Annotated in this window: 18 protein-coding genes; 15 read left to right on the top strand and 3 right to left on the bottom strand. The window is 52.6% G+C overall.

Translation table 11 applies throughout. The features are described 5' to 3' along the window. The first annotated feature begins 9 nt into the window (after positions 1-9). On the top strand, positions 10-1215 hold the full coding sequence (locus USH94_RS13700; RefSeq protein WP_111964310.1) for a glycosyltransferase: 1206 nt from the start codon (positions 10-12) through the stop codon (positions 1213-1215). A 15-nt stretch (positions 1216-1230) separates the two neighbouring features. Continuing rightward, complete coding sequence (locus USH94_RS13695) at positions 1231-2145, top strand: hypothetical protein (RefSeq protein ID WP_111964309.1); 915 nt, start codon at positions 1231-1233, stop codon at positions 2143-2145. Between the two features lie 27 nt (positions 2146-2172). On the opposite strand, the gene tdh is transcribed toward USH94_RS13695, so the two are convergent. After that, positions 2173-3201, bottom strand: a complete 1029-nt coding sequence (gene tdh / locus USH94_RS13690) for an L-threonine 3-dehydrogenase (protein ID WP_111964308.1) — start codon at positions 3199-3201, stop codon at positions 2173-2175. A 9-nt stretch (positions 3202-3210) separates the two neighbouring features. Next, positions 3211-4407 carry a glycine C-acetyltransferase gene (gene kbl / locus USH94_RS13685; protein WP_024906617.1) on the bottom strand — a complete coding sequence of 399 codons (1197 nt, stop codon included), beginning with the start codon at positions 4405-4407 and terminating at the stop codon, positions 3211-3213. A 215-nt stretch (positions 4408-4622) separates the two neighbouring features. Between kbl and rfaD the strand changes: the two genes are divergently transcribed. From rfaD to USH94_RS13655, 6 genes are read left to right on the top strand one after another with little or no spacing between them, the layout of a single operon-like run. Next, positions 4623-5555 carry an ADP-glyceromanno-heptose 6-epimerase gene (gene rfaD / locus USH94_RS13680; protein WP_008502707.1) on the top strand — a complete coding sequence of 311 codons (933 nt, stop codon included), beginning with the start codon at positions 4623-4625 and terminating at the stop codon, positions 5553-5555. A gap of 2 nt (positions 5556-5557) precedes the next feature. Further along, positions 5558-6604 (top strand): ADP-heptose--LPS heptosyltransferase RfaF, encoded by a 1047-nt coding sequence (rfaF, locus tag USH94_RS13675; RefSeq protein WP_032661897.1) that lies wholly within the window; start codon positions 5558-5560, stop codon positions 6602-6604. A 3-nt stretch (positions 6605-6607) separates the two neighbouring features. Next, the gene (rfaC, locus tag USH94_RS13670) at positions 6608-7591 is read left to right on the top strand and encodes a lipopolysaccharide heptosyltransferase RfaC (RefSeq protein WP_111964307.1); all 984 of its coding nucleotides are present in this window, start codon (positions 6608-6610) and stop codon (positions 7589-7591) included. A 3-nt stretch (positions 7592-7594) separates the two neighbouring features. Then, complete coding sequence (locus tag USH94_RS13665) at positions 7595-8704, top strand: glycosyltransferase family 9 protein (RefSeq protein ID WP_111964306.1); 1110 nt, start codon at positions 7595-7597, stop codon at positions 8702-8704. Between the two features lie 5 nt (positions 8705-8709). Next, positions 8710-9618, top strand: a complete 909-nt coding sequence (locus tag USH94_RS13660; protein WP_111964305.1) for a glycosyltransferase family 2 protein — start codon at positions 8710-8712, stop codon at positions 9616-9618. Then, complete coding sequence (locus USH94_RS13655) at positions 9606-10817, top strand: O-antigen ligase family protein (RefSeq protein WP_111964304.1); 1212 nt, start codon at positions 9606-9608, stop codon at positions 10815-10817. Before USH94_RS13660 ends, USH94_RS13655 begins: the two co-directional genes overlap by 13 nt. A gap of 23 nt (positions 10818-10840) precedes the next feature. On the opposite strand, the gene USH94_RS13650 is transcribed toward USH94_RS13655, so the two are convergent. Beyond that, positions 10841-11797 (bottom strand): polysaccharide deacetylase family protein, encoded by a 957-nt coding sequence (locus tag USH94_RS13650; RefSeq protein WP_111964303.1) that lies wholly within the window; start codon positions 11795-11797, stop codon positions 10841-10843. A 150-nt stretch (positions 11798-11947) separates the two neighbouring features. Here USH94_RS13650 and rfaQ point away from each other — a divergent pair, with 150 nt between their 5' ends. From rfaQ to coaD, 7 genes are all read left to right on the top strand, one after another. Further along, complete coding sequence (gene rfaQ / locus USH94_RS13645) at positions 11948-13018, top strand: putative lipopolysaccharide heptosyltransferase III (protein WP_111964302.1); 1071 nt, start codon at positions 11948-11950, stop codon at positions 13016-13018. Next, complete coding sequence (locus USH94_RS13640) at positions 13015-14142, top strand: glycosyltransferase family 4 protein (protein WP_111964301.1); 1128 nt, start codon at positions 13015-13017, stop codon at positions 14140-14142. Before rfaQ ends, USH94_RS13640 begins: the two co-directional genes overlap by 4 nt. 2 nt (positions 14143-14144) lie before the next feature. After that, positions 14145-15245 (top strand): glycosyltransferase, encoded by a 1101-nt coding sequence (locus tag USH94_RS13635; RefSeq protein WP_111964300.1) that lies wholly within the window; start codon positions 14145-14147, stop codon positions 15243-15245. Positions 15246-15256: 11 nt separating this feature from the next. Next, entirely contained in the window at positions 15257-16246 is a 990-nt protein-coding gene (locus tag USH94_RS13630) for a glycosyltransferase (RefSeq protein ID WP_032661919.1), read from the top strand. Positions 16247-16312: 66 nt separating this feature from the next. Then, complete coding sequence (gene waaA / locus USH94_RS13625; protein ID WP_029740803.1) at positions 16313-17587, top strand: lipid IV(A) 3-deoxy-D-manno-octulosonic acid transferase; 1275 nt, start codon at positions 16313-16315, stop codon at positions 17585-17587. Beyond that, positions 17587-18357: a glycosyltransferase family 2 protein gene (locus USH94_RS13620; RefSeq protein WP_111964299.1), complete on the top strand. Its 771-nt coding sequence runs from the start codon at positions 17587-17589 to the stop codon at positions 18355-18357. The genes waaA and USH94_RS13620 overlap by 1 nt, the downstream gene beginning before the upstream one ends. Positions 18358-18360: 3 nt before the next feature. Then, positions 18361-18840: a pantetheine-phosphate adenylyltransferase gene (coaD, locus tag USH94_RS13615; RefSeq protein WP_111964298.1), complete on the top strand. Its 480-nt coding sequence runs from the start codon at positions 18361-18363 to the stop codon at positions 18838-18840.

Here is an 18840-nt window from a genome sequence, read left to right as displayed (position 1 = left end):
GATTCAGACATGCCGCACAAAAGTAAAATTCTCCTCCTGGATACGGGTAAAGAATGGGGGGGAGGCACCAACAGTATGCTTGAGCTCCTGAAGCGAATCAATCGCGATAAATTCGATATTACCTGTTGTTTTTACAGTGATTATAGTCGTGCCGAAGGTGAGACGATTGGCCAGGTGCTCAACGGCATCGGGATCCCGCTCATCGTGATCCCTCAACGTCCGCAGCCGGTCTGGGCCAAATTGTTGAAGGAAGCTGGGCGTAGCCTGCTGTTTTTCTCACGCAGCGCCCGCAAGGCATTAACGCGTCACGTGGATATTATGTGGCGCATCAGGCCTAACGTCAGCCAGATCGAAGCTCTTTTCTCGCAGGGCGGTTTCGATACGCTCTATATGAATAACCAACCGGGCTCAAATGAAGAAGGCTATCTGGCGGCGGCGAACCTGCAGGCGCGGGTGATCCAACACTGCCGCATTGAACCTGTTTTGACCCCACCTCTGGTAAAGCTGGTTAATGCCCATGCAACAAAAATCATCGCCGTCTCGCACGGCGTTGAACGCGTGTTACTTCAGCATGGCGTCCGGCCCGAACTGTGTACGACGGTCAATAATGCCATCGACATCCACCAGCCTTTGCCTGACCGAAGTGCGATGCGCCAGCGCCTGAATATTGATGACGACACGTTTGTGTTCGGCAGTATTGGATCCTTAATCCCTCGCAAAGCCAACCACCACACGCTGGAGGCGCTGGCACAGTTCAGCGAGAAGCATCCGCAGGCGAAATGGAAAATGGTGCTGGTCGGCGAAGGTGCCGAACGCCGCGCTTTAGCGGAACAGGCCCGAGCGCTGGGAATTGAACATCACGTCATCTTCACCGGTTTTCAGAACACCCCGTTTGATTACCTCGCTACGTTTGACGCCTTTATCCTCGCCTCAAAAAGCGAAGGGCTACCGCGCGTGGTGCTGGAAGCGATGCTTCTCAATATCCCCGTGATTGGCTCTCAGGTAACCGGCACGGCGGAATTAATTGACCATGATTCGACAGGGCTGCTCTTCCCCTGGAGCGATGTTTCACAACTTGCACAACATCTGGACAATATCTGGGCAGACGCGGAACTGCGGGCTCGACTGGCGGCAGCTGCTTACCAGAAAGTCTGTCATAACTACGCCATTGAAAACTACGTCAGCGGTGTCGAAGCCGTGCTTGGCGCGCGCTGACCAAACGAGATAACTATGTTTAAATTTCTTAATGCTCGCTATCGTCATATCACCGGGCGACACAACATTCCTTACAGCTCTCTTCCCGTGACGGGCGCGCTTGCTGCGGTGGACTCTATTGTGATTCCGTGTACCGGCGCAGATTTCGTCGAAGAAGCATTACTCTCTGCCACCTTCGCGGAACGTTATGCCACCGGGGTGAGCGAAATCGTCATCGTCAGCGATCAACCCGAATCCGCCTTTGGGATACTGCCGCCTAAAACCCGCGTAGTGACGCTTAACCTTCCCGTTCGTGAGGAAAGTTACCGCTATAAGCAGATCTACCTCAGCCGTCTGGTGAAGCTTAACGCCCCGCTACAGGCTCGCGGTGAAGGGATATTGATGATCGATTCCGATCTCAATCTGCTGAAGATGCCAGAGATCAACATGGCCGATATGCACATCTACTCCAGCTTCCGTCAGGGTAAAATGATTGCCAAGCTCGACGGTGCGCCTGCGGAGAAAGTGCCGGCGTATTACAAGGAGACGGTGCGCCCTTATCTGGTCGATCACGTTAACGGCGCGTTTCTTGCGGCAACTAAAAAAACCTGGCGCCGTATCTGCCCGCTGTGGCTGACGCTGTTCCAGGATACCTGGGAACTGATGGACGACACGCAGCCGCCGACCGATCAGCTGCCGCTCGCCGCGCTGCTGGACATGCTGGATTTAAAAACGGTTAACCTGGGTGACTGGATGAACTGGCCGGTCTCCAAGAAGATCGGCGGGCAGGAAGCCGTAGTTCCGAAAGAGGTGATTGGCGCGCATGGCGGTTTCCCTCTCTCAGAATGGCAAAAATATCTTGAATCACCGGATAACAAACTGCTGTTCAAAGGTCAGGACTACACCCGCAAGGTGCGCTACCTGACGGACGAAGAGAAAAAGAATCAATAAAAAAAGGGGCCTCAGGCCCCTTTTTGATTACTTATCCCAGCTCAGGATCACTTTCCCTGACTGGCCGGAACGCATCGCGTCAAAGCCCTGCTGGAACTCATCGATGGAGAAACGGTGCGTGATAATCGGGGACAGATCCAGACCGGACTGGATCAGCGCCGCCATCTTGTACCAGGTCTCGAACATTTCGCGGCCATAGATGCCCTTAATGAACAGCCCCTTGAAGATGACCTTGTTCCAGTCGATAGACATATCCGACGGCGGAATACCCAGCATCGCAATACGACCGCCGTGGTTCATGGTGTCGAGCATGGTGCGAAACGCCGGTGGCGCGCCGGACATCTCCAGACCCACGTCAAAGCCCTCGGTCATGCCCAGCTCTTCCATCACGTCGCTCAGGCTCTCTTTCGAGACATCCACCGCACGGGTGACGCCCATTTTGCGCGCCAGCGACAGACGGTATTCGTTCACATCGGTGATCACAACGTTGCGCGCACCCACGTGCTTCGCCACGGCTGCCGCCATAATGCCAATTGGGCCCGCGCCGGAGACCAGCACGTCTTCACCAACCAGGTCGAAAGAGAGCGCCGTGTGCACCGCATTGCCGAACGGGTCGAATATAGAGGCCAGATCGTCAGAAATATTGTCCGGGATTTTGAACGCGTTAAAGGCCGGGATCACCAGATATTCCGCGAAGCAGCCCGGACGGTTCACGCCCACGCCGATGGTATTACGGCACAGGTGAGTACGTCCGCCGCGGCAGTTACGGCAGTGGCCGCAGGTAATATGGCCTTCACCGGAGACGCGGTCGCCAATTTTGAAGCCTTTTACTTCCTGGCCGATACCCACCACTTCGCCGACATATTCGTGACCGACAACCATCGGTACCGGGATGGTTTTCTGCGACCACTGGTCCCAGTTATAGATATGAACGTCAGTACCGCAGATGGCCGTTTTACGAATTTTGATCAGCAGATCGTTATGACCGACTTCCGGCTCCGGCACGTCGGTCATCCAAATCCCTTCTTCCGCTTTCAGTTTGGATAACGCTTTCATCACACGTCCTCAGGCAATTACGCCCAGCTGTTTACCAATGCGGGTAAAGGCTTCTACCGCACGTTCAATTTGTTCAGGCGTATGCGCCGCAGACATCTGGGTGCGGATACGCGCCTGACCTTTTGGCACCACCGGGAAGAAGAACCCGGTGACGTAAATCCCTTCTTTCTGCAGTTCACGGGCAAATTGCTGCGCGACGACCGCATCGCCGAGCATTACCGGAATGATCGCATGGTCGGCACCGGCCAGGGTAAACCCTGCGGCGCTCATTTTTTCACGGAACAGACGGGCGTTGGACCACAGGCGGTCGCGCAGCTCAGCGCCGGACTCCACCATCTCCAGCACTTTAATGGAGGCGGCAACAATCGCCGGCGCCAGGGAGTTGGAGAACAGATACGGACGGGAGCGCTGACGCAGCCACTCAACCACCTCTTTACGCGCGGCGGTATAGCCGCCGGACGCGCCGCCGAGCGCTTTGCCCAGCGTGCCGGTGATGATGTCCACGCGGCCCATCACGTCACAGTATTCGTGGGAACCGCGGCCGTTTTCGCCGACAAAACCGACCGCGTGAGAGTCATCGACCATCACCAGCGCGTCGTATTTATCCGCCAGGTCGCACACACCCTTCAGGTTGGCGATCACGCCGTCCATGGAGAACACGCCGTCGGTGGCGATCAGCACGTGGCGAGCACCCGCTTCACGAGCCTCTTTCAGGCGCGCTTCCAGCTCAACCATATCGTTGTTGGCGTAGCGGAAACGCTTCGCTTTACACAGGCGTACGCCGTCGATGATGGAAGCGTGGTTCAGGGCGTCCGAGATAATCGCATCTTCTGCACCGAGCAGGGTCTCAAACAGACCGCCGTTGGCGTCAAAGCAGGAGGAGTAAAGAATCGCGTCTTCCATTCCGAGGAAGCTCGCCAGCTTTTGCTCAAGCTGTTTGTGGCTGTCCTGCGTGCCGCAGATAAAGCGTACGGAGGCCATGCCGAAACCGTGGGTGTCCATGCCGTTTTTTGCAGCGGCAATCAGCTCAGGGTGATTTGCGAGACCTAAGTAGTTGTTCGCACAAAAGTTGATCACATGGCTGCCGTCGGCAACGGTGATGTCCGCCTGCTGGGCAGACGTGATAATACGCTCTTCCTTGAACAACCCTTCCGCACGTGCGGTGTCGAGGTCGCTGTTTAACTGTTTGTAAAAATCACCACGCATTGCAATTCTCCAGACTCGGCAAATTTCGGGACATATTACCCAAACCAATAGTTCATGACGAGATGACACGTCATCTCTTGTCGTTTTTGCAGCATAAATCACGCGTACCCCTGCGCTATGTCGGTGAATGGCTGAAGGGCAGCCATACTAATGATATGATAGAGACATTAGCGCCCGGGATTGTCCCCGGGCTCCACACTTCAAAGGTTACAGTTATGATCATCGTTACCGGCGGCGCGGGCTTTATCGGCAGCAATATTGTTAAGGCCCTCAATGACAAAGGCATCACCGACATCCTGGTGGTTGACAACCTGAAAGACGGCACCAAGTTCGTCAACCTGGTGGATCTGAACATCGCTGACTACATGGATAAAGAAGACTTCCTTATCCAGATTATGGCAGGCGAAGAGTTCGGCGAGATCGAAGCCATCTTCCACGAAGGTGCATGTTCTTCCACCACCGAGTGGGACGGAAAGTACATGATGGACAACAACTATCAGTACTCCAAAGAGATCCTGCACTACTGCCTGGAGCGTGAAATTCCGTTCCTGTACGCCTCCTCTGCTGCAACCTACGGCGGCCGCACCTCGGACTTCATCGAGTCCCGCGAGTATGAACAGCCGCTGAACGTCTACGGTTATTCTAAGTTTCTGTTCGACGAGTACGTGCGTCAGGTTCTGCCGGAAGCGAACTCGCAGATCGTCGGCTTCCGTTACTTCAACGTCTACGGACCGCGCGAAGGCCACAAAGGCAGTATGGCAAGCGTAGCGTTCCACCTGAACACCCAGCTGAATAACGGTGAAAGTCCGAAACTGTTCGAAGGCAGTGACGGCTTTAAGCGTGATTTCGTCTACGTAGGCGACGTTGCCGCAGTGAACCTGTGGTTCTGGGAAAACGGCGTATCCGGCATCTTCAACCTGGGGACCGGCCGCGCGGAGTCCTTCCAGGCAGTGGCTGACGCCACGCTGGCGTATCACAAAAAAGGCAGCATTGAGTACATTCCGTTCCCTGACAAGCTGAAAGGCCGTTATCAGGCGTTCACGCAGGCCGATCTAACTAACCTGCGCGCAGCGGGTTATGACAAGCCGTTCAAGACCGTTGCCGAAGGCGTAACGGAATATATGGCCTGGCTGAACCGCGACGCGTAAGTATGAAGATTCTGGTGATCGGCCCGTCATGGGTGGGCGACATGATGATGTCGCAAAGTCTCTATCGCACGCTCAAGGCGCGCTATCCCCAGGCGATAATCGACGTGATGGCACCTGCATGGTGCCGTCCTCTGTTGTCGCGTATGCCGGAAGTGAATGAAGCCATCCCGATGCCGCTTGGCCACGGGGCGCTGGAAATCGGCGAACGCCGCAAACTCGGACATAGCCTGCGCGAGAAGCGCTACGATCGGGCGTATGTCCTGCCAAACTCCTTTAAATCCGCCCTGGTGCCCTTTTTTGCGGGGATACCGCACCGTACCGGCTGGCGCGGCGAAATGCGCTACGGCCTGCTGAACGATGCACGGGTGCTGGATAAAGAGGCCTGGCCGCTGATGGTGGAACGCTACGTGGCTTTGGCCTATGACAAAGGCGTGATGCGCAGTGCGAAAGACCTGCCGCAGCCGCTGCTCTGGCCACAGCTTCAGGTTAACGACGGTGAAAAATCCCAGACCTGTAACGCGTTTGGTCTTTCGTCTGAACGCCCGATGATTGGCTTTTGCCCTGGCGCCGAGTTCGGCCCGGCAAAACGCTGGCCGCACTATCATTATGCGGAGCTGGCGAAACAGCTGATTGACGAAGGCTACCAGATTGTCCTGTTCGGCTCGGCAAAGGACCACGAGGCAGGCAACGAAATTCTCGCGACGCTGAGTAATGAACAGCAGGCCTGGTGCCGCAACCTGGCGGGAGAAACGCAGCTTGAACAGGCGGTTATTCTGATTGCCGCCTGTAAGGCTGTAGTAAGTAACGATTCTGGCCTGATGCACGTCGCTGCCGCGCTCAACCGCCCGCTTGTGGCGCTGTATGGCCCAAGTAGCCCGGACTTCACGCCCCCGCTTTCTCATAAAGCGCGCGTCATTCGCCTGATCACCGGCTACCACAAAGTGCGCAAAGGCGATGCCGCAGAAGGCTATCATCAGAGCCTGATCGACATTACCCCAGAGCGCGTTCTCGAAGAACTTAACGAACTGCTGCTGAGCGAAGAAGGATAACGAATGCGGGTACTGATCGTTAAAACCTCTTCGATGGGCGATGTTCTGCATACGCTGCCGTCACTGACGGACGCCATGCGGGCCATTCCCGGCATTCGTTTTGACTGGGTAGTGGAAGAAGGTTTCGCACAGATCCCCACCTGGCATGAAGCGGTTGACCGCGTGATCCCGGTGGCGATTCGCCGCTGGCGCAAAGCGTGGTTCTCCGCGCCAATTAAAGCCGAACGCAAAGCCTTCCGTGAGGCGGTGCAGGCACAACATTACGACGCTATCATCGACGCCCAGGGGCTGGTGAAAAGCGCTGCGCTGGTGACGCGTCTGGCACGCGGCATAAAGCACGGCATGGACTGGCACACCGCCCGCGAACCGCTGGCGAGCCTGTTCTATAACCGCCGCCACTACATCGCAAAGCAACAGCATGCCGTCGAACGTACACGCGAGCTGTTTGCAAAAAGCCTGGGCTATGCCAAACCGGAAACCCAGGGCGACTACGCCATTGCACAGCACTTTTTGCGCAATACAGATCCCTGTGCTCAGCCTTATCTTGTGTTCCTGCATGCCACAACTCGCGACGATAAACACTGGCCGGAAACGCACTGGCGAAGCCTGATTGAACTAATGCAACCTACCGGCATCCATATTAAACTGCCCTGGGGCGCTGAACATGAGCGGCAGCGTGCAGAGCGTCTGGCTGCAGGATTTTCGCACGTCGAGGTATTGCCGAAACTCACGCTGGCGCAGGTTGCTGCACAGCTGGCGGAGGCGAATGCTGTTGTTTCCGTTGATACCGGTTTAAGCCATTTAACCGCGGCGCTGGATCGTCCGAATATTACGATTTTTGGTCCGACCGATCCCGGATTGATCGGGGGTTACGGTAAGAACCAGCATCAGATGGTCAGCCCGACCCAGCAAACGAAGGATATCAGCGCAGATGCTATTTTTTCATTTTTACAGGGCAGCCGTTGGCTTTCCAACAGGGATATCTAACGCATGAGTTACGTATTTCTGCTGATTTTACTTTTTCCGGTGAAGCTTATCCGGAAGCTGTTCCGCAAAGAGACAGGTAAAAACCTGGTCATTCAGACAGCTAAAATCGGCGATTTTGTTAATGCAACGCCCCTTCTGGCATACCTTCAAAAAAGCGACGTACTCATCAGTCGTAGCGTGGGTGCGCTGGCGAAGCATGATGAGACGATCGATGAAATTTTTTTCATCGAGCAGCATAAGCGTAACCTGTGGCGAAAACTGGTCTTTGCCTGCCGGATCATGAATCGCTATGACAATGTCTATCTCCTGCAACCTAACAGCGTAAATCTCTTTTTCGCCTCCGTGTGTAATGCTAAAAACAAAGAGTTTTTAAGCACCTACACGCGCAGATGGTATCACGGTATTTTCTATGCCACGGCAGACGGTATTGTTGAACATGGTAAGAAGACTCTTTCGGTCACGAATTATCTCAAACTGGCCGATCGCACCTTAACCTGGCAAGACTCGCCAAAGCACGCCACAAAGCCACTTTTCAAACCCGCAACCTATCCGGCAATCCTTGATAAACCCGGCGTGATCCGCATTGGCATCAGCGTAGCCGCCGGGAATAAAGCGAAAACCGTTCCGCCGGTCATCTGGAAGCAAATTGCCGATCGTCTCGCTGACCTGCCTTGCGAATTTTATGTTTTTGGCGCCCCAAATGAACAATCTTGGATGGACGATATCACCCGCGCTTATGGTGAAGTGCCCAACTTTATTAATCTGATTGGCAAAATCTCGCTTGAAGAGCTGCCGTGGGCCATTTCTAAAATGGATTGTTATATTGCCTCTGACTCGGGGAATGTTTACATCGCCGATGCCGTCGGAGTGCCAGTTATCCTATTGTTCGGGCCTTGTTGCCACTATGAACAGCGTCCGCTGGGCAACGTGTTGCTAATTGGAAATGATGACAACATTTGCTCATACGTTTTTGAAACACGGTATTACTTCTCACAGAGCAGAGAAGAACTCTTCGCTGTAACTGAAGAATCGCTACGTGACCTCAAACATTTTATTTGCGAGTTATCAACAACTAACGCAACCGCATACTCCTTTGATGCTCAGGGAAAATAATTACTATGGCTTTTCTAAGCATCATTATTACCGCGCATAACGCTAAAGATACGCTTCACGCAACCCTGGAAAGCCTGCAAAACGCAATTGATGGTGCGGGCAACGATGTAGAGATCATTATCTTTAACGACAGCTCCAATGACTCAACGCAGGATATTATTGAAGCCTGGCTGCCAGCGTTTCCAAATGTCCAATCGCGATACGTTGAATACCGTAACGTAGGTCATGTTCGAAACAGTGCCCTCTCGCTGGCCTCAGGTGAATATATTACTATGCTGGATAGCGATGACCGATTGAAACCAGGCAGCATCAGGGACGCCGTGGAGTTTCTCAAAAAAGAACGCCCTGATATGTTACTGACGCGCCTGCTGGAAATTCGCGACACTAAGAAAATCACCGCCGACTGGCAGGGTTTCTCTCCTGTTGCGTTGTCACAGCATGAAGCAATAAAGCGGTTCCTGCAGCACAAAGATTTTCAGGCACATCTCATCGGGCAATTCATGCATCGAAAATTGTATGCAAGCAACCCGATTCCTTCGATGATCTGCTATGAAGATTTCGCCGTATTTCCCGGCATGCTGATGCAATCGAGTAAAATAGTTTATCAGCGTCAGGGGCACTATTATTACATTAAACGTAGCGACAGTTTGTCGAGTCGACTCGACGCCAGTAAAATCGCTATGCTGGTTGAATGCACACTACAGATGGAAAAAACATTTCCGCCATCATTTAGACACCTTGTGAATTGTCACTGGTTTGATATTTACAGTAACCACCGCCAGCATCTGACTGACCAGCAACTCAAACTGGTTAAGCAGCGGGTAAACGCTCTTTATTCTTTCTCTTTTTTCTTCTCCAGAGATGTACGTTTCAGCTACAAAAAAAGGGTCATTGAGGCATTATGGAAAAAGTAAAACTGCGGCTTTATCAGCTTACGCTGATTTTGAGCCTTATTTCGCTTGCGCTGGCGCTGCTGAGTTCAGGGAAGCAGCGCGAGTTTTTCTATATTGCAATTTATGCCAGCATCATCGGTTTAGCTTGCGAATATAAAAAGATCACAGTGCGCCCTTTTACTATCGCATTGCCGATTTTATTAATCGGGTTGCTTAATCTTAGCTGGTATATGGTGTATGAGTATCATAGTGAGGGTTTGAACGTTTATAGCGACTATCTCGGTGCAAGTAAAAAATTGATTCTGGCGAGTATCCTTATATTCTATCTTGACCGGTTTAAGTCTTACATTGATCAAGCATCCTTCCAGAAATATTTCTTATACGCTTCTGGTGCTGGGTTTATTCTTGCTACTGGCTATGGCTTATGGCAAGCATCACAGGGTATGGGGCGTATCGAGATGGCCATAAACCGTGCAACCGTGTCGGCCTATGTTTACTCTGTACTGTCACTGGCGTTTGTATACAGCCTTTATCTACAAAAAAATATAAAACTGTATGTAGCCGCAGGACTCATTATCTTAATCTCTTACTTTGTCATTCTTCTAACGGGCACGCGTGCCGCAATGGGATTATATTTACTCCTGGCGATTATACTCACGCTCTACCACTTCAGAAGAATACACCTTAAATCAACGTTGATTTTCTTATGCATTGTGGCGGGCATTGTTGTCGTTAGCTACAAGCCATTAATTTTACCAAAGATACAACAAACACAAATTGAAGTTGAAAATTACCAAAAAGGTAATGATGCAACCTCGCTCGGCGCACGTTTCTCTATGTGGAGTGTGGGTATTCAAAACGGACTTGCCCATCCTTTAGGGCAATCAGTTGAAGACCGCGAAGTATGGACACAGCAATATGTGAAAAATGGGCATCCACATCTTGCGGCCGCACTCGAGTTTATCAAAGTGCATCTGCACAATGAGTTTATTGAAAAATATTCACTGCAAGGGATCCCCGGGCTAGCGATATTACTCTTTGCCTATATATCGATGTTCGCTTACGCACTAAAAAACAAAAATGGTCTGCTGCTGACGACCCTGCTTCTTTTATTACTCTACGGCATGACGGACGTCATACTATTGAGTTCAGAGGCCTTAATTTTCTTTGTCACCGTGTTTGCGCTGAGTACACCTTTTTCGCAAACCAGGCAACGTTAATGATAGTGCCCGCTTCGCGGGCATTATTTTTTCTTGTATTGATAAAACTCCGCCAGCGTCATCCCTACCGTCTTATCGGATAACCAGCCAAAGAGCGTTTCTAAATCCTGATACAACCCTTCTATCGCTGCCTCATCTTTAAACGTAGGACTTCCGCCTGGCATAAATTCCGACGAATGAAGCATAAACTCCACGTACTCATTTCCCTGCGACAGGCATTGCTGTGCGACCTGAATCATTTGCGCCGCATTCCCACCGGACGGTCTTAGCCAGTTGACGGACGGGGAACGGTATTTACCCCGAAGCCGATCGTAACCCTGTTTGATCGTGTTCAACCACGCCGGGTGCTTATACTGAATGCTCATCGGCACTTCAAGTAATGGGCTATTACCTGCCCGGGAAATATTGTCTAAGTCCATGAAATAGGCGTGGTCGGGGAAATGCTGGTAATCCGTTCCGCCATTGCCCTGCGGGGCGCCTTTCGCATTGCGCCAGTTCACGCGTGGCGTCACGGAGCAATCAACCTGGTAACCCAGTTCAACGAGCAATTTTGCATAGCGACTGTCAAATGCCCAACGTCCGGCACGGTGGCTTAACATTTTGGTCTGGAAGGTCTCTTCCAGCAGTCGGGTCATGAACAGCACTTTCTCGCGCATCATCTCATCGGAAAATTCAATCAGATAAGGCTGCCAGCGCCAGTCATCTCCCGTGAGATCGTGTTCCGGCGGGCTATTCCATGCGTGGAGGTGCATTCCCACCTCCCCCTGACCGCGGGCGATCGCGTCCCTTGCGAATTCGATGAAAACGGGCTCGATCGCCATCTCATAATTGGTCAGCCACACGGGCTTAAAGCCGAAACGCTCGCAAAGCGTCTGGAAACGCGCCAGATAGCGCGCATTTTCCGTTTTAATGACGCGGTGATTTTGCCAGAGATTATCGCCCTCAGTATCAATTGTGATGATAAACGCTGGTTTGTTCATAATGAGTCCGCAAGACAGGAAAGTTAGCGCTATGTTACGCACTCTCCAAAGCATGAGTAAACCCTTCCAGGGAAATTACTGAGATTATGGAGAAAGAGTGCAAGTCGCTAACAGGTCTATTAGAATTGCCATCAGTACAACGCCGATAAGATGATGATGAATAACTTACCTGACACACCTGATTTGCGCATTTTACTTATCAAACTCCGCCATCATGGCGACATGTTGCTGACCACTCCCGTCATTGATTCGTTACGTCAAAAATGGCCGCAGGCGCAGATTGATGTCCTGCTGTATGAAGAAACGCGCGATATGCTCGCCGCGCATCCAGCGATCGGTACAATTTATGGAATCGATCGCAAATGGAAACAGCTGGGCACGCTGAAGCATCTTCAAAAAGAGTGTCAGTTGTTGTGTGCGTTAAGAAATCAGCATTATCATCTGGTAATTAACCTTGCCGATCAATGGCGTAGCGCGATCGTTACTCGTTTCACCGGTGCCCCCGTTCGCCTCGGATTTGCGTTTAACAAACGCAATAGTGCGTTCTGGCGTTTTTGTCATACCGATCTGGTCTCTGTCGACGGCCATAAATCCCTGCATACGGTCGAACAGAATCTCTCCATTTTGGCACCATTGCCGATCGCGCCACAGCCTGCCGTAACCATGGCCTACACCGAAGAAGACTGGGATCATGCCCGTCAAAGATTGACGCAGAAAGGTGTGGGCGACAGCTATATCGTGATCCAACCGACGTCCCGCTGGTTCTTTAAATGCTGGAGCGAAGACAAGATGGCGCAAACCATGACTGCTCTGCAACAGGATGGTCATACGATTGTGCTCACCGCGGGGCCGGATAAAAAAGAGCTGGCGATGATCGATCGCATTCTCGCTGCCGCACCCAAAACCGGCGTGGTTTCGCTGGCAGGCCAGTTGACGCTGCGTCAACTGGCATCGCTTATCGATCATGCCTCTCTGTTTATTGGCGTTGACTCCGTTCCAATGCATATGGCCGCCGCGCTGCAAACGCCCTGCGTGGCATTGTTTGGTCCATCAAAACTGACATTCTGGTCACCGTGGCAGGTTAAAGGGGAAGTGATCTGGGCCGGCGATTACGGCCCGCTGCCCGATCCGGATGCCATTGATACTAAAACGAAAGAACGCTATCTCGATGCCATTCCTGTTGATGCAGTCGTCTCCGCTGCAAGGAGATATCTGTCATGAAAAACCATCGTCTGGCCATTGTTCGCCAAAAATATCGCCCTGATGGCGGGGCAGAGCGCTTCGTTTCGCGAGCTCTCACCGCATTGAGCAATCAGAACCTTGAACTCAACGTCATCACGCGTGAGTGGCAGGGAGAGAAACAAGACGACTGGCATATCCACATTTGCAACCCTCAAAAATGGGGCCGCATCAGTCGAGAACGCGGGTTTGCACAAGCCGCGCGCGCGCTGTGGCAGCAACAGCAGTTTGATATTGTTCAAAGCCATGAGCGCATCCCGGGTTGTGATATCTATCGCGCGGGTGATGGAGTGCATCGTCGCTGGCTGCTTCAGCGCGCGCGCATTTTACCTGCCTGGCGTGCGCAAATGCTGATGTATGACCGCTATCACCGCTACGTGATGCGCGCGGAACGGGACATGTATCAGGCACCTGAGTTAAAAGCCGTAATTTGTAATGCGGAGATGATCAAACGCGAAATCGTTGAAGACTTTGATATTGACGCAAATAAAATCCATGTGATTTATAATTCTATTGATTCCAGCCGATTCGTTCCGGCCCAGGAGACGCAACGTGCGATTTTGCGCCAACAATTTGGTTTGCCGGTCAATGCGGTGGTGTTCTGTTTTGTAGGATCAGGGTTTGAACGAAAAGGCTTGGCGAGCGCCATACGCGCTATTGCTGGAACATCGGCCTGGCTGATTGTGGTTGGGCAAGATAAAGCAGAAAATCGTTATCGCGACCTCGCCCGTTCGTTAGGCTGCGAGGGGCAAATCCGTTTCCTGGGGGTGCAAAAAGAAACTCTGCCTTTTTATCAGCTATCCGATGGTTTACTGTTACCAACGCTGTATGATCCCTTTCCTAACGTTATTCTTGAAGCGATGGCCTGCGGCTTGCCCGTCATTACTTCAGAGAGTTGCGGTGGTGCAGAGTTTATTCAACAAGGCCAGAACGGATTTTATTGTGACGCGCTTGATATCAGTACATTGAAGGAAGCGGTAGCCGCTATCCCTTCACTGGAAAAAAATAACAATATGGGACGAGCAGCACGTGAACGTGTAAAAGACGCCACTCCCGAAAAACTGTCAAGTCAGCTTATTACGCTTTATCAAAAATTACTGGATTAAAAATGCGCATCCTAATGATTATTGATGGTTTACCCGGTGGAGGAGCTGAAAAAACGGTTCTTACACTCTCCCGCGGATTAATAGATATGGGGCATCAGGTCTCTCTATTCTCTCTGCGGAAAGTGTGCGACTACGCCATCCCGGAGGGCATCGATTATCAGGTTGTTCAGGACACATGTAAAAAACCGTGGCGAAAGCTGACGGAAATTCCACGCCGCGCCCAATTGCTGGATCAAGCTATTGAGCGGGCTGAACGCAGCGGCAAATTTGATGTGGTGTTCTCTCATCTGCACAAAACAGACCGGATTGTGGCGCACTGCCGCGCCCTTGAACGTAACAAAGTTTGGTTCTGCGTGCATGGCATGTTCTCGTTCTCCTATCTTCGCCATCGCAGCGGGCTTTCGCGCTGGTTTAAACATCTTAAAATTCGTCATACCTACGAAAACCGCAACGTCGTCGCCGTCTCAGGCGCCGTGTTGAACGATCTTTCCGAGACGCTGGCACTCAATCTTCGACGCAAAGCGGTTATCCATAATCCTTTCGATATTCCTGAAATTCAGCGTCTGGCGGATGCGCCCTTCGAGATGCAGGGAAAGGATTACATCATTCATGTTGGCCGCTTCCATGAGCACAAACGCCACGACCGTCTCTTACGTGCGTTCGCCCTGAGTAAAATTGACACAACGCTGGTCATGATGGGCAATGGATCTGACGCTCAAATTCAAAAACTCAAGCAGCTTGCCCGCGATTTGGGCATTGAAAACAAAACGGTTTTCCGCCCGTTCGAGTCCAATCCCTATCCCTGGATTAAAGGGGCACGCCTTTTAGTGTTAAGTTCTGACTGCGAAGGTTTTGGTAATGTGCTGGTCGAAGCCATTATCTGCCAGACGCCACCGGTCAGTACAAATTGCCCAGGAGGCCCTGCCGAAATTCTTACCGGGGCTTTAGCGCGCGGGCTGGCAGAGTTAAATGACGAGTCACTGGCAAAAACGCTGGCGGATATTTATACCGCCCCGCCGGTCGTTGGCGATGCAACTATCGCGTCGTTCGGTATCAATGCCATTTGCCAGCAATATGTTGCTCTGGTCGACAATCAAAAATAATCAGGTTTTTTATGCAAAATTCTGCCCCATTGTTAAGCGTGGTGGTTGCCGTTTATAACGGTGAAGCTTTCCTGGATCAGTTCTTTACCTGCCTTGTCAATCAACGCATCGACAGCATGGAAGTCATCATTGTCAATGACGGCTCTACTGACCGCTCGATGGAAATCGTCGAGAAATGGCGAGAAAAACTGCCGCAGATGCAGGTCATAGAACAGCAAAACCAGGGGGTATCCATCGCGCGTAATACCGGTCTGGCCGTTGCGACGGGTCAATATCTCTCTTTCCCGGATATTGATGATGTCTTTAAACCAGGCATGTACCAGCGCCTGCTGGATATGGCCGTCACGCAGGATCTGGATGTCGCCACCTGTAACGGGAACTACGTCTGGGAGAATAACAAGAAGCCCTCGCGCCCGATTTTTCCTGAAGACAAACTGGCTTCGACAGGGGTCATGGCTGGCCCTGCGTGGTTAAAAATGGCGTTGGATTCTCGCAAATTCCTTCACGTCACCTGGCTGAACATCTATCGCCACGACTTTATCCGTAAACACAGCTTCCATTTTGAACCCGGCCTACGCCATCAGGATATTCCGTGGACCACCGAAGTGCTGCTCGCGGCAGAGCGGGTTCAGTACACCAGTGAACGTTATTACGACTACTACATTCACTCTGCATCGGTATCCCATATGCCGGACAATGACGACACGCTGATTCGTTCCGCGCGTCACTACATGAAAATCCTGCAGATGCTCGACGCCATTAATCAACGTTACCCGGATAAGGTAAAAGGGATCCCTGCCTGCCACTGGCAAATTGCCAAAGAGGGGCTGGGAATTATTCACACCTTCGACAACATGAAGGATGAGAAGAAGAAATCAATGATTATTAAAGAGTTCTTCGAAACAGGCATCTGGAAACTCATCTGGAAAAGTGCAAAAAGTCCGCGTCTGCGCTGGCGGCTGGGTAGACGTTATTTCCGTTTGAAACGGTATCTGGCATAAGAGATAGCTTTACCTGGCCTAAATGCTTAGAATTTGCCCGCCGAAACTAAAAAAACGGATAATCGCTTGGAATTGTTGTATACCGCTCTGCTCTACATCATTCAGCCACTGGTGTGGCTGAGACTGTTGCTTCGTAGCCGGAAAGCGCCTGCGTATCGCAAACGCTGGGCTGAACGCTATGGCTTCTGCCGCAATAAGGTCGTACCGGACGGTATTTTGCTGCATTCCGTTTCTGTTGGTGAAACGCTGGCGGCGATCCCGCTGGTTCGCGCCCTGCGTCACCGCTACCCTTCACTGCCAATCACCGTCACGACGATGACGCCAACCGGCTCGGAGCGCGCGTTATCCGCTTTCGGTAAAGACGTGCAGCATGTTTATCTGCCTTACGATCTGCCCTGCGCCATGAATCGTTTCCTCAACACCGTGCGCCCGAAGCTGGTGATCGTGATGGAAACCGAACTGTGGCCGAACATGATTTCCGCCCTGCATGCCCGTAAAATCCCGCTGGTCATTGCCAACGCGCGCCTCTCAGAGCGCTCGGCGAAAGGTTACGGCAAACTGGGTAAATTTATGCGCCGCCTGCTCAGTAAGATCACGCTGATTGCCGCGCAGAATGAAGAAGATGCAGCACGCTTTATCTCTCTGGGCCTGAAACGCAACCAGCTTGCGGTAACGGGAAGCCTGAAATTTGATATTTCCGTTACCCCTGAACTCGCCGCTCGCGCCATCACGCTGCGTCGCCAGTGGGCTCCACGTCGTCAGGTCTGGATTGCAACCAGTACCCATGATGGCGAAGAAGAGATCATCCTGCAGGCTCACCGCAAGCTGCTGGAAAAATTCCCTGATTTACTGCTGATCCTCGTGCCTCGCCATCCGGAGCGTTTTAAAGATGCCCGTGAAATGGTCCAGAAAGGCGGCTTCAGCTTCACGCTGCGCAGCAGCGGTGAAATCCCTTCCGGCAGCACCCAGGTGGTGATTGGCGATACGATGGGCGAGCTGATGCTGCTGTACGGCATTGCTGACCTCGCGTTTGTCGGTGGTAGCCTGGTCGAGCGCGGCGGTCATAACCCGCTGGAGCCGGCAGCCCACGCCATTCCGGTGCTGATGGGACCGCACACGTTTAACTTCAAAGACATCTGCGCGAAATTACAGCAGGCCGATGGTTTAATTACCGTGACCGATGCGGATTCGGTGGTCAAAGAGGTATCGACCCTTCTGACTGACGAAGATTATCGCCTGTGGTACGGCCGCCATGCCGTCGAAGTGCTGCACCAGAACCAGGGCGCACTGACCCGTCTGCTGCAGCTTCTGCAACCTTATCTGCCTCAGCGGAGCCACTAATGTCAACGCGTCTGTCGGTCGTGATGATCGCCAAAAACGCCGCCGACCTGCTTCCGGACTGCCTGGCGTCGGTTGCCTGGGCTGACGAGATTGTCGTGCTCGACTCCGGAAGTACGGATGATACGGTAGATGTTGCCCGGGCTGCGGGCGCAAAAGTCTTTACCGATACGGACTGGCAAGGCTATGGCATCCAGCGCCAGCGCGCGCAGGGGTATGCCACCGGTGATTATGTATTGATGCTCGACACCGACGAACGCATCACGCCGGAGCTTCAGCAGGCCATTCAGGCGGTGCTTTCTTCGCCCCAGCCTGGCGCCGTATACAGCATTGCCCGCCGCAACTACTTCCTTGGTCGTTTTATGCGCCACAGCGGCTGGTATCCCGATCGCGTCATGCGCCTCTACGAGCGCGAGCGGTATCAGTACAATGACAATCTGGTTCATGAATCCCTGAGCTGCGATAGCGCCCAGGTCATCCCCCTGAGGGGCGATTTGCTGCATCTGACCTGCCGTGATTTCGCGAGCTTCCAGCGTAAACAGCTCAACTATGCCACCGCATGGGCGCAGGAGCGTCACCAGCGCGGCAAGAAGGCCTCGATGACGGGTATCTTCACCCACACGCTGGGCGCGTTTCTGAAAACGCTGCTGCTGCGTGGTGGCGTGCTGGACGGTAAGCAGGGCTGGTTACTCGCGGTAGTAAATGCCCAGTATACTTTCAACAAATACACCGAGCTGTGGGCGCTCTGCCGCGGCTACTCAGAGAAAACGTGAGCCATGAGCACAAAAGCGATTTATCCGGGTACCTTCGATCCGATCACCAACGGTCATCTTGATATCATCACCCGTGCAGCGAGCATGTTCGATAAGGTGATCCTGGCCATTGCCGCCAGCCCCAGCAAAAAGCCGATGTTTGATCTCAACGAGCGCGTGCAGCTCGCCACCGATGCCATTTCGCACCTACCGAATGTTGAGGTGGTCGGGTTTAGCGACCTGATGGCTAACTTCGCCCGCGCTCAGCAGGCCAATATTCTGATCCGCGGCTTACGCGCGGTGGCAGACTTCGAGTATGAGATGCAGCTGGCGCACATGAATCGCCACCTGATGCCGGAGCTGGAAAGCGTGTTCCTGATGCCCTCCAAAGAGTGGTCGTTTATCTCGTCCACGCTGGTAAAAGAGGTGGCGCGCCATCATGGGGACGTTACCCATTTCCTGCCGGTTAACGTCCACCAGGCGTTGATGGAAAAGCTCAAGTAG

It is taken from the genome of Enterobacter sp. 148H3, assembly GCF_034107425.1.
GTDB classification, from domain to species: Bacteria; Pseudomonadota; Gammaproteobacteria; order Enterobacterales; family Enterobacteriaceae; genus Enterobacter; species Enterobacter vonholyi.
This window is presented reverse-complemented; position numbering and strand designations above follow the sequence as displayed.

Coding starts and splice junctions, on each gene's coding strand:
- USH94_RS13700 (WP_111964310.1), top strand. CDS start 10: ATGCCGCACAAAAGTAAAATTCTCCTCCTGGATACGGGTAAAGAATGG.
- USH94_RS13695 (WP_111964309.1), top strand. CDS start 1,231: ATGTTTAAATTTCTTAATGCTCGCTATCGTCATATCACCGGGCGACAC.
- tdh (WP_111964308.1), bottom strand. CDS start 3,201: ATGAAAGCGTTATCCAAACTGAAAGCGGAAGAAGGGATTTGGATGACC.
- kbl (WP_024906617.1), bottom strand. CDS start 4,407: ATGCGTGGTGATTTTTACAAACAGTTAAACAGCGACCTCGACACCGCA.
- rfaD (WP_008502707.1), top strand. CDS start 4,623: ATGATCATCGTTACCGGCGGCGCGGGCTTTATCGGCAGCAATATTGTT.
- rfaF (WP_032661897.1), top strand. CDS start 5,558: ATGAAGATTCTGGTGATCGGCCCGTCATGGGTGGGCGACATGATGATG.
- rfaC (WP_111964307.1), top strand. CDS start 6,608: ATGCGGGTACTGATCGTTAAAACCTCTTCGATGGGCGATGTTCTGCAT.
- USH94_RS13665 (WP_111964306.1), top strand. CDS start 7,595: ATGAGTTACGTATTTCTGCTGATTTTACTTTTTCCGGTGAAGCTTATC.
- USH94_RS13660 (WP_111964305.1), top strand. CDS start 8,710: ATGGCTTTTCTAAGCATCATTATTACCGCGCATAACGCTAAAGATACG.
- USH94_RS13655 (WP_111964304.1), top strand. CDS start 9,606: ATGGAAAAAGTAAAACTGCGGCTTTATCAGCTTACGCTGATTTTGAGC.
- USH94_RS13650 (WP_111964303.1), bottom strand. CDS start 11,797: ATGAACAAACCAGCGTTTATCATCACAATTGATACTGAGGGCGATAAT.
- rfaQ (WP_111964302.1), top strand. CDS start 11,948: ATGATGATGAATAACTTACCTGACACACCTGATTTGCGCATTTTACTT.
- USH94_RS13640 (WP_111964301.1), top strand. CDS start 13,015: ATGAAAAACCATCGTCTGGCCATTGTTCGCCAAAAATATCGCCCTGAT.
- USH94_RS13635 (WP_111964300.1), top strand. CDS start 14,145: ATGCGCATCCTAATGATTATTGATGGTTTACCCGGTGGAGGAGCTGAA.
- USH94_RS13630 (WP_032661919.1), top strand. CDS start 15,257: ATGCAAAATTCTGCCCCATTGTTAAGCGTGGTGGTTGCCGTTTATAAC.
- USH94_RS13620 (WP_111964299.1), top strand. CDS start 17,587: ATGTCAACGCGTCTGTCGGTCGTGATGATCGCCAAAAACGCCGCCGAC.
- coaD (WP_111964298.1), top strand. CDS start 18,361: ATGAGCACAAAAGCGATTTATCCGGGTACCTTCGATCCGATCACCAAC.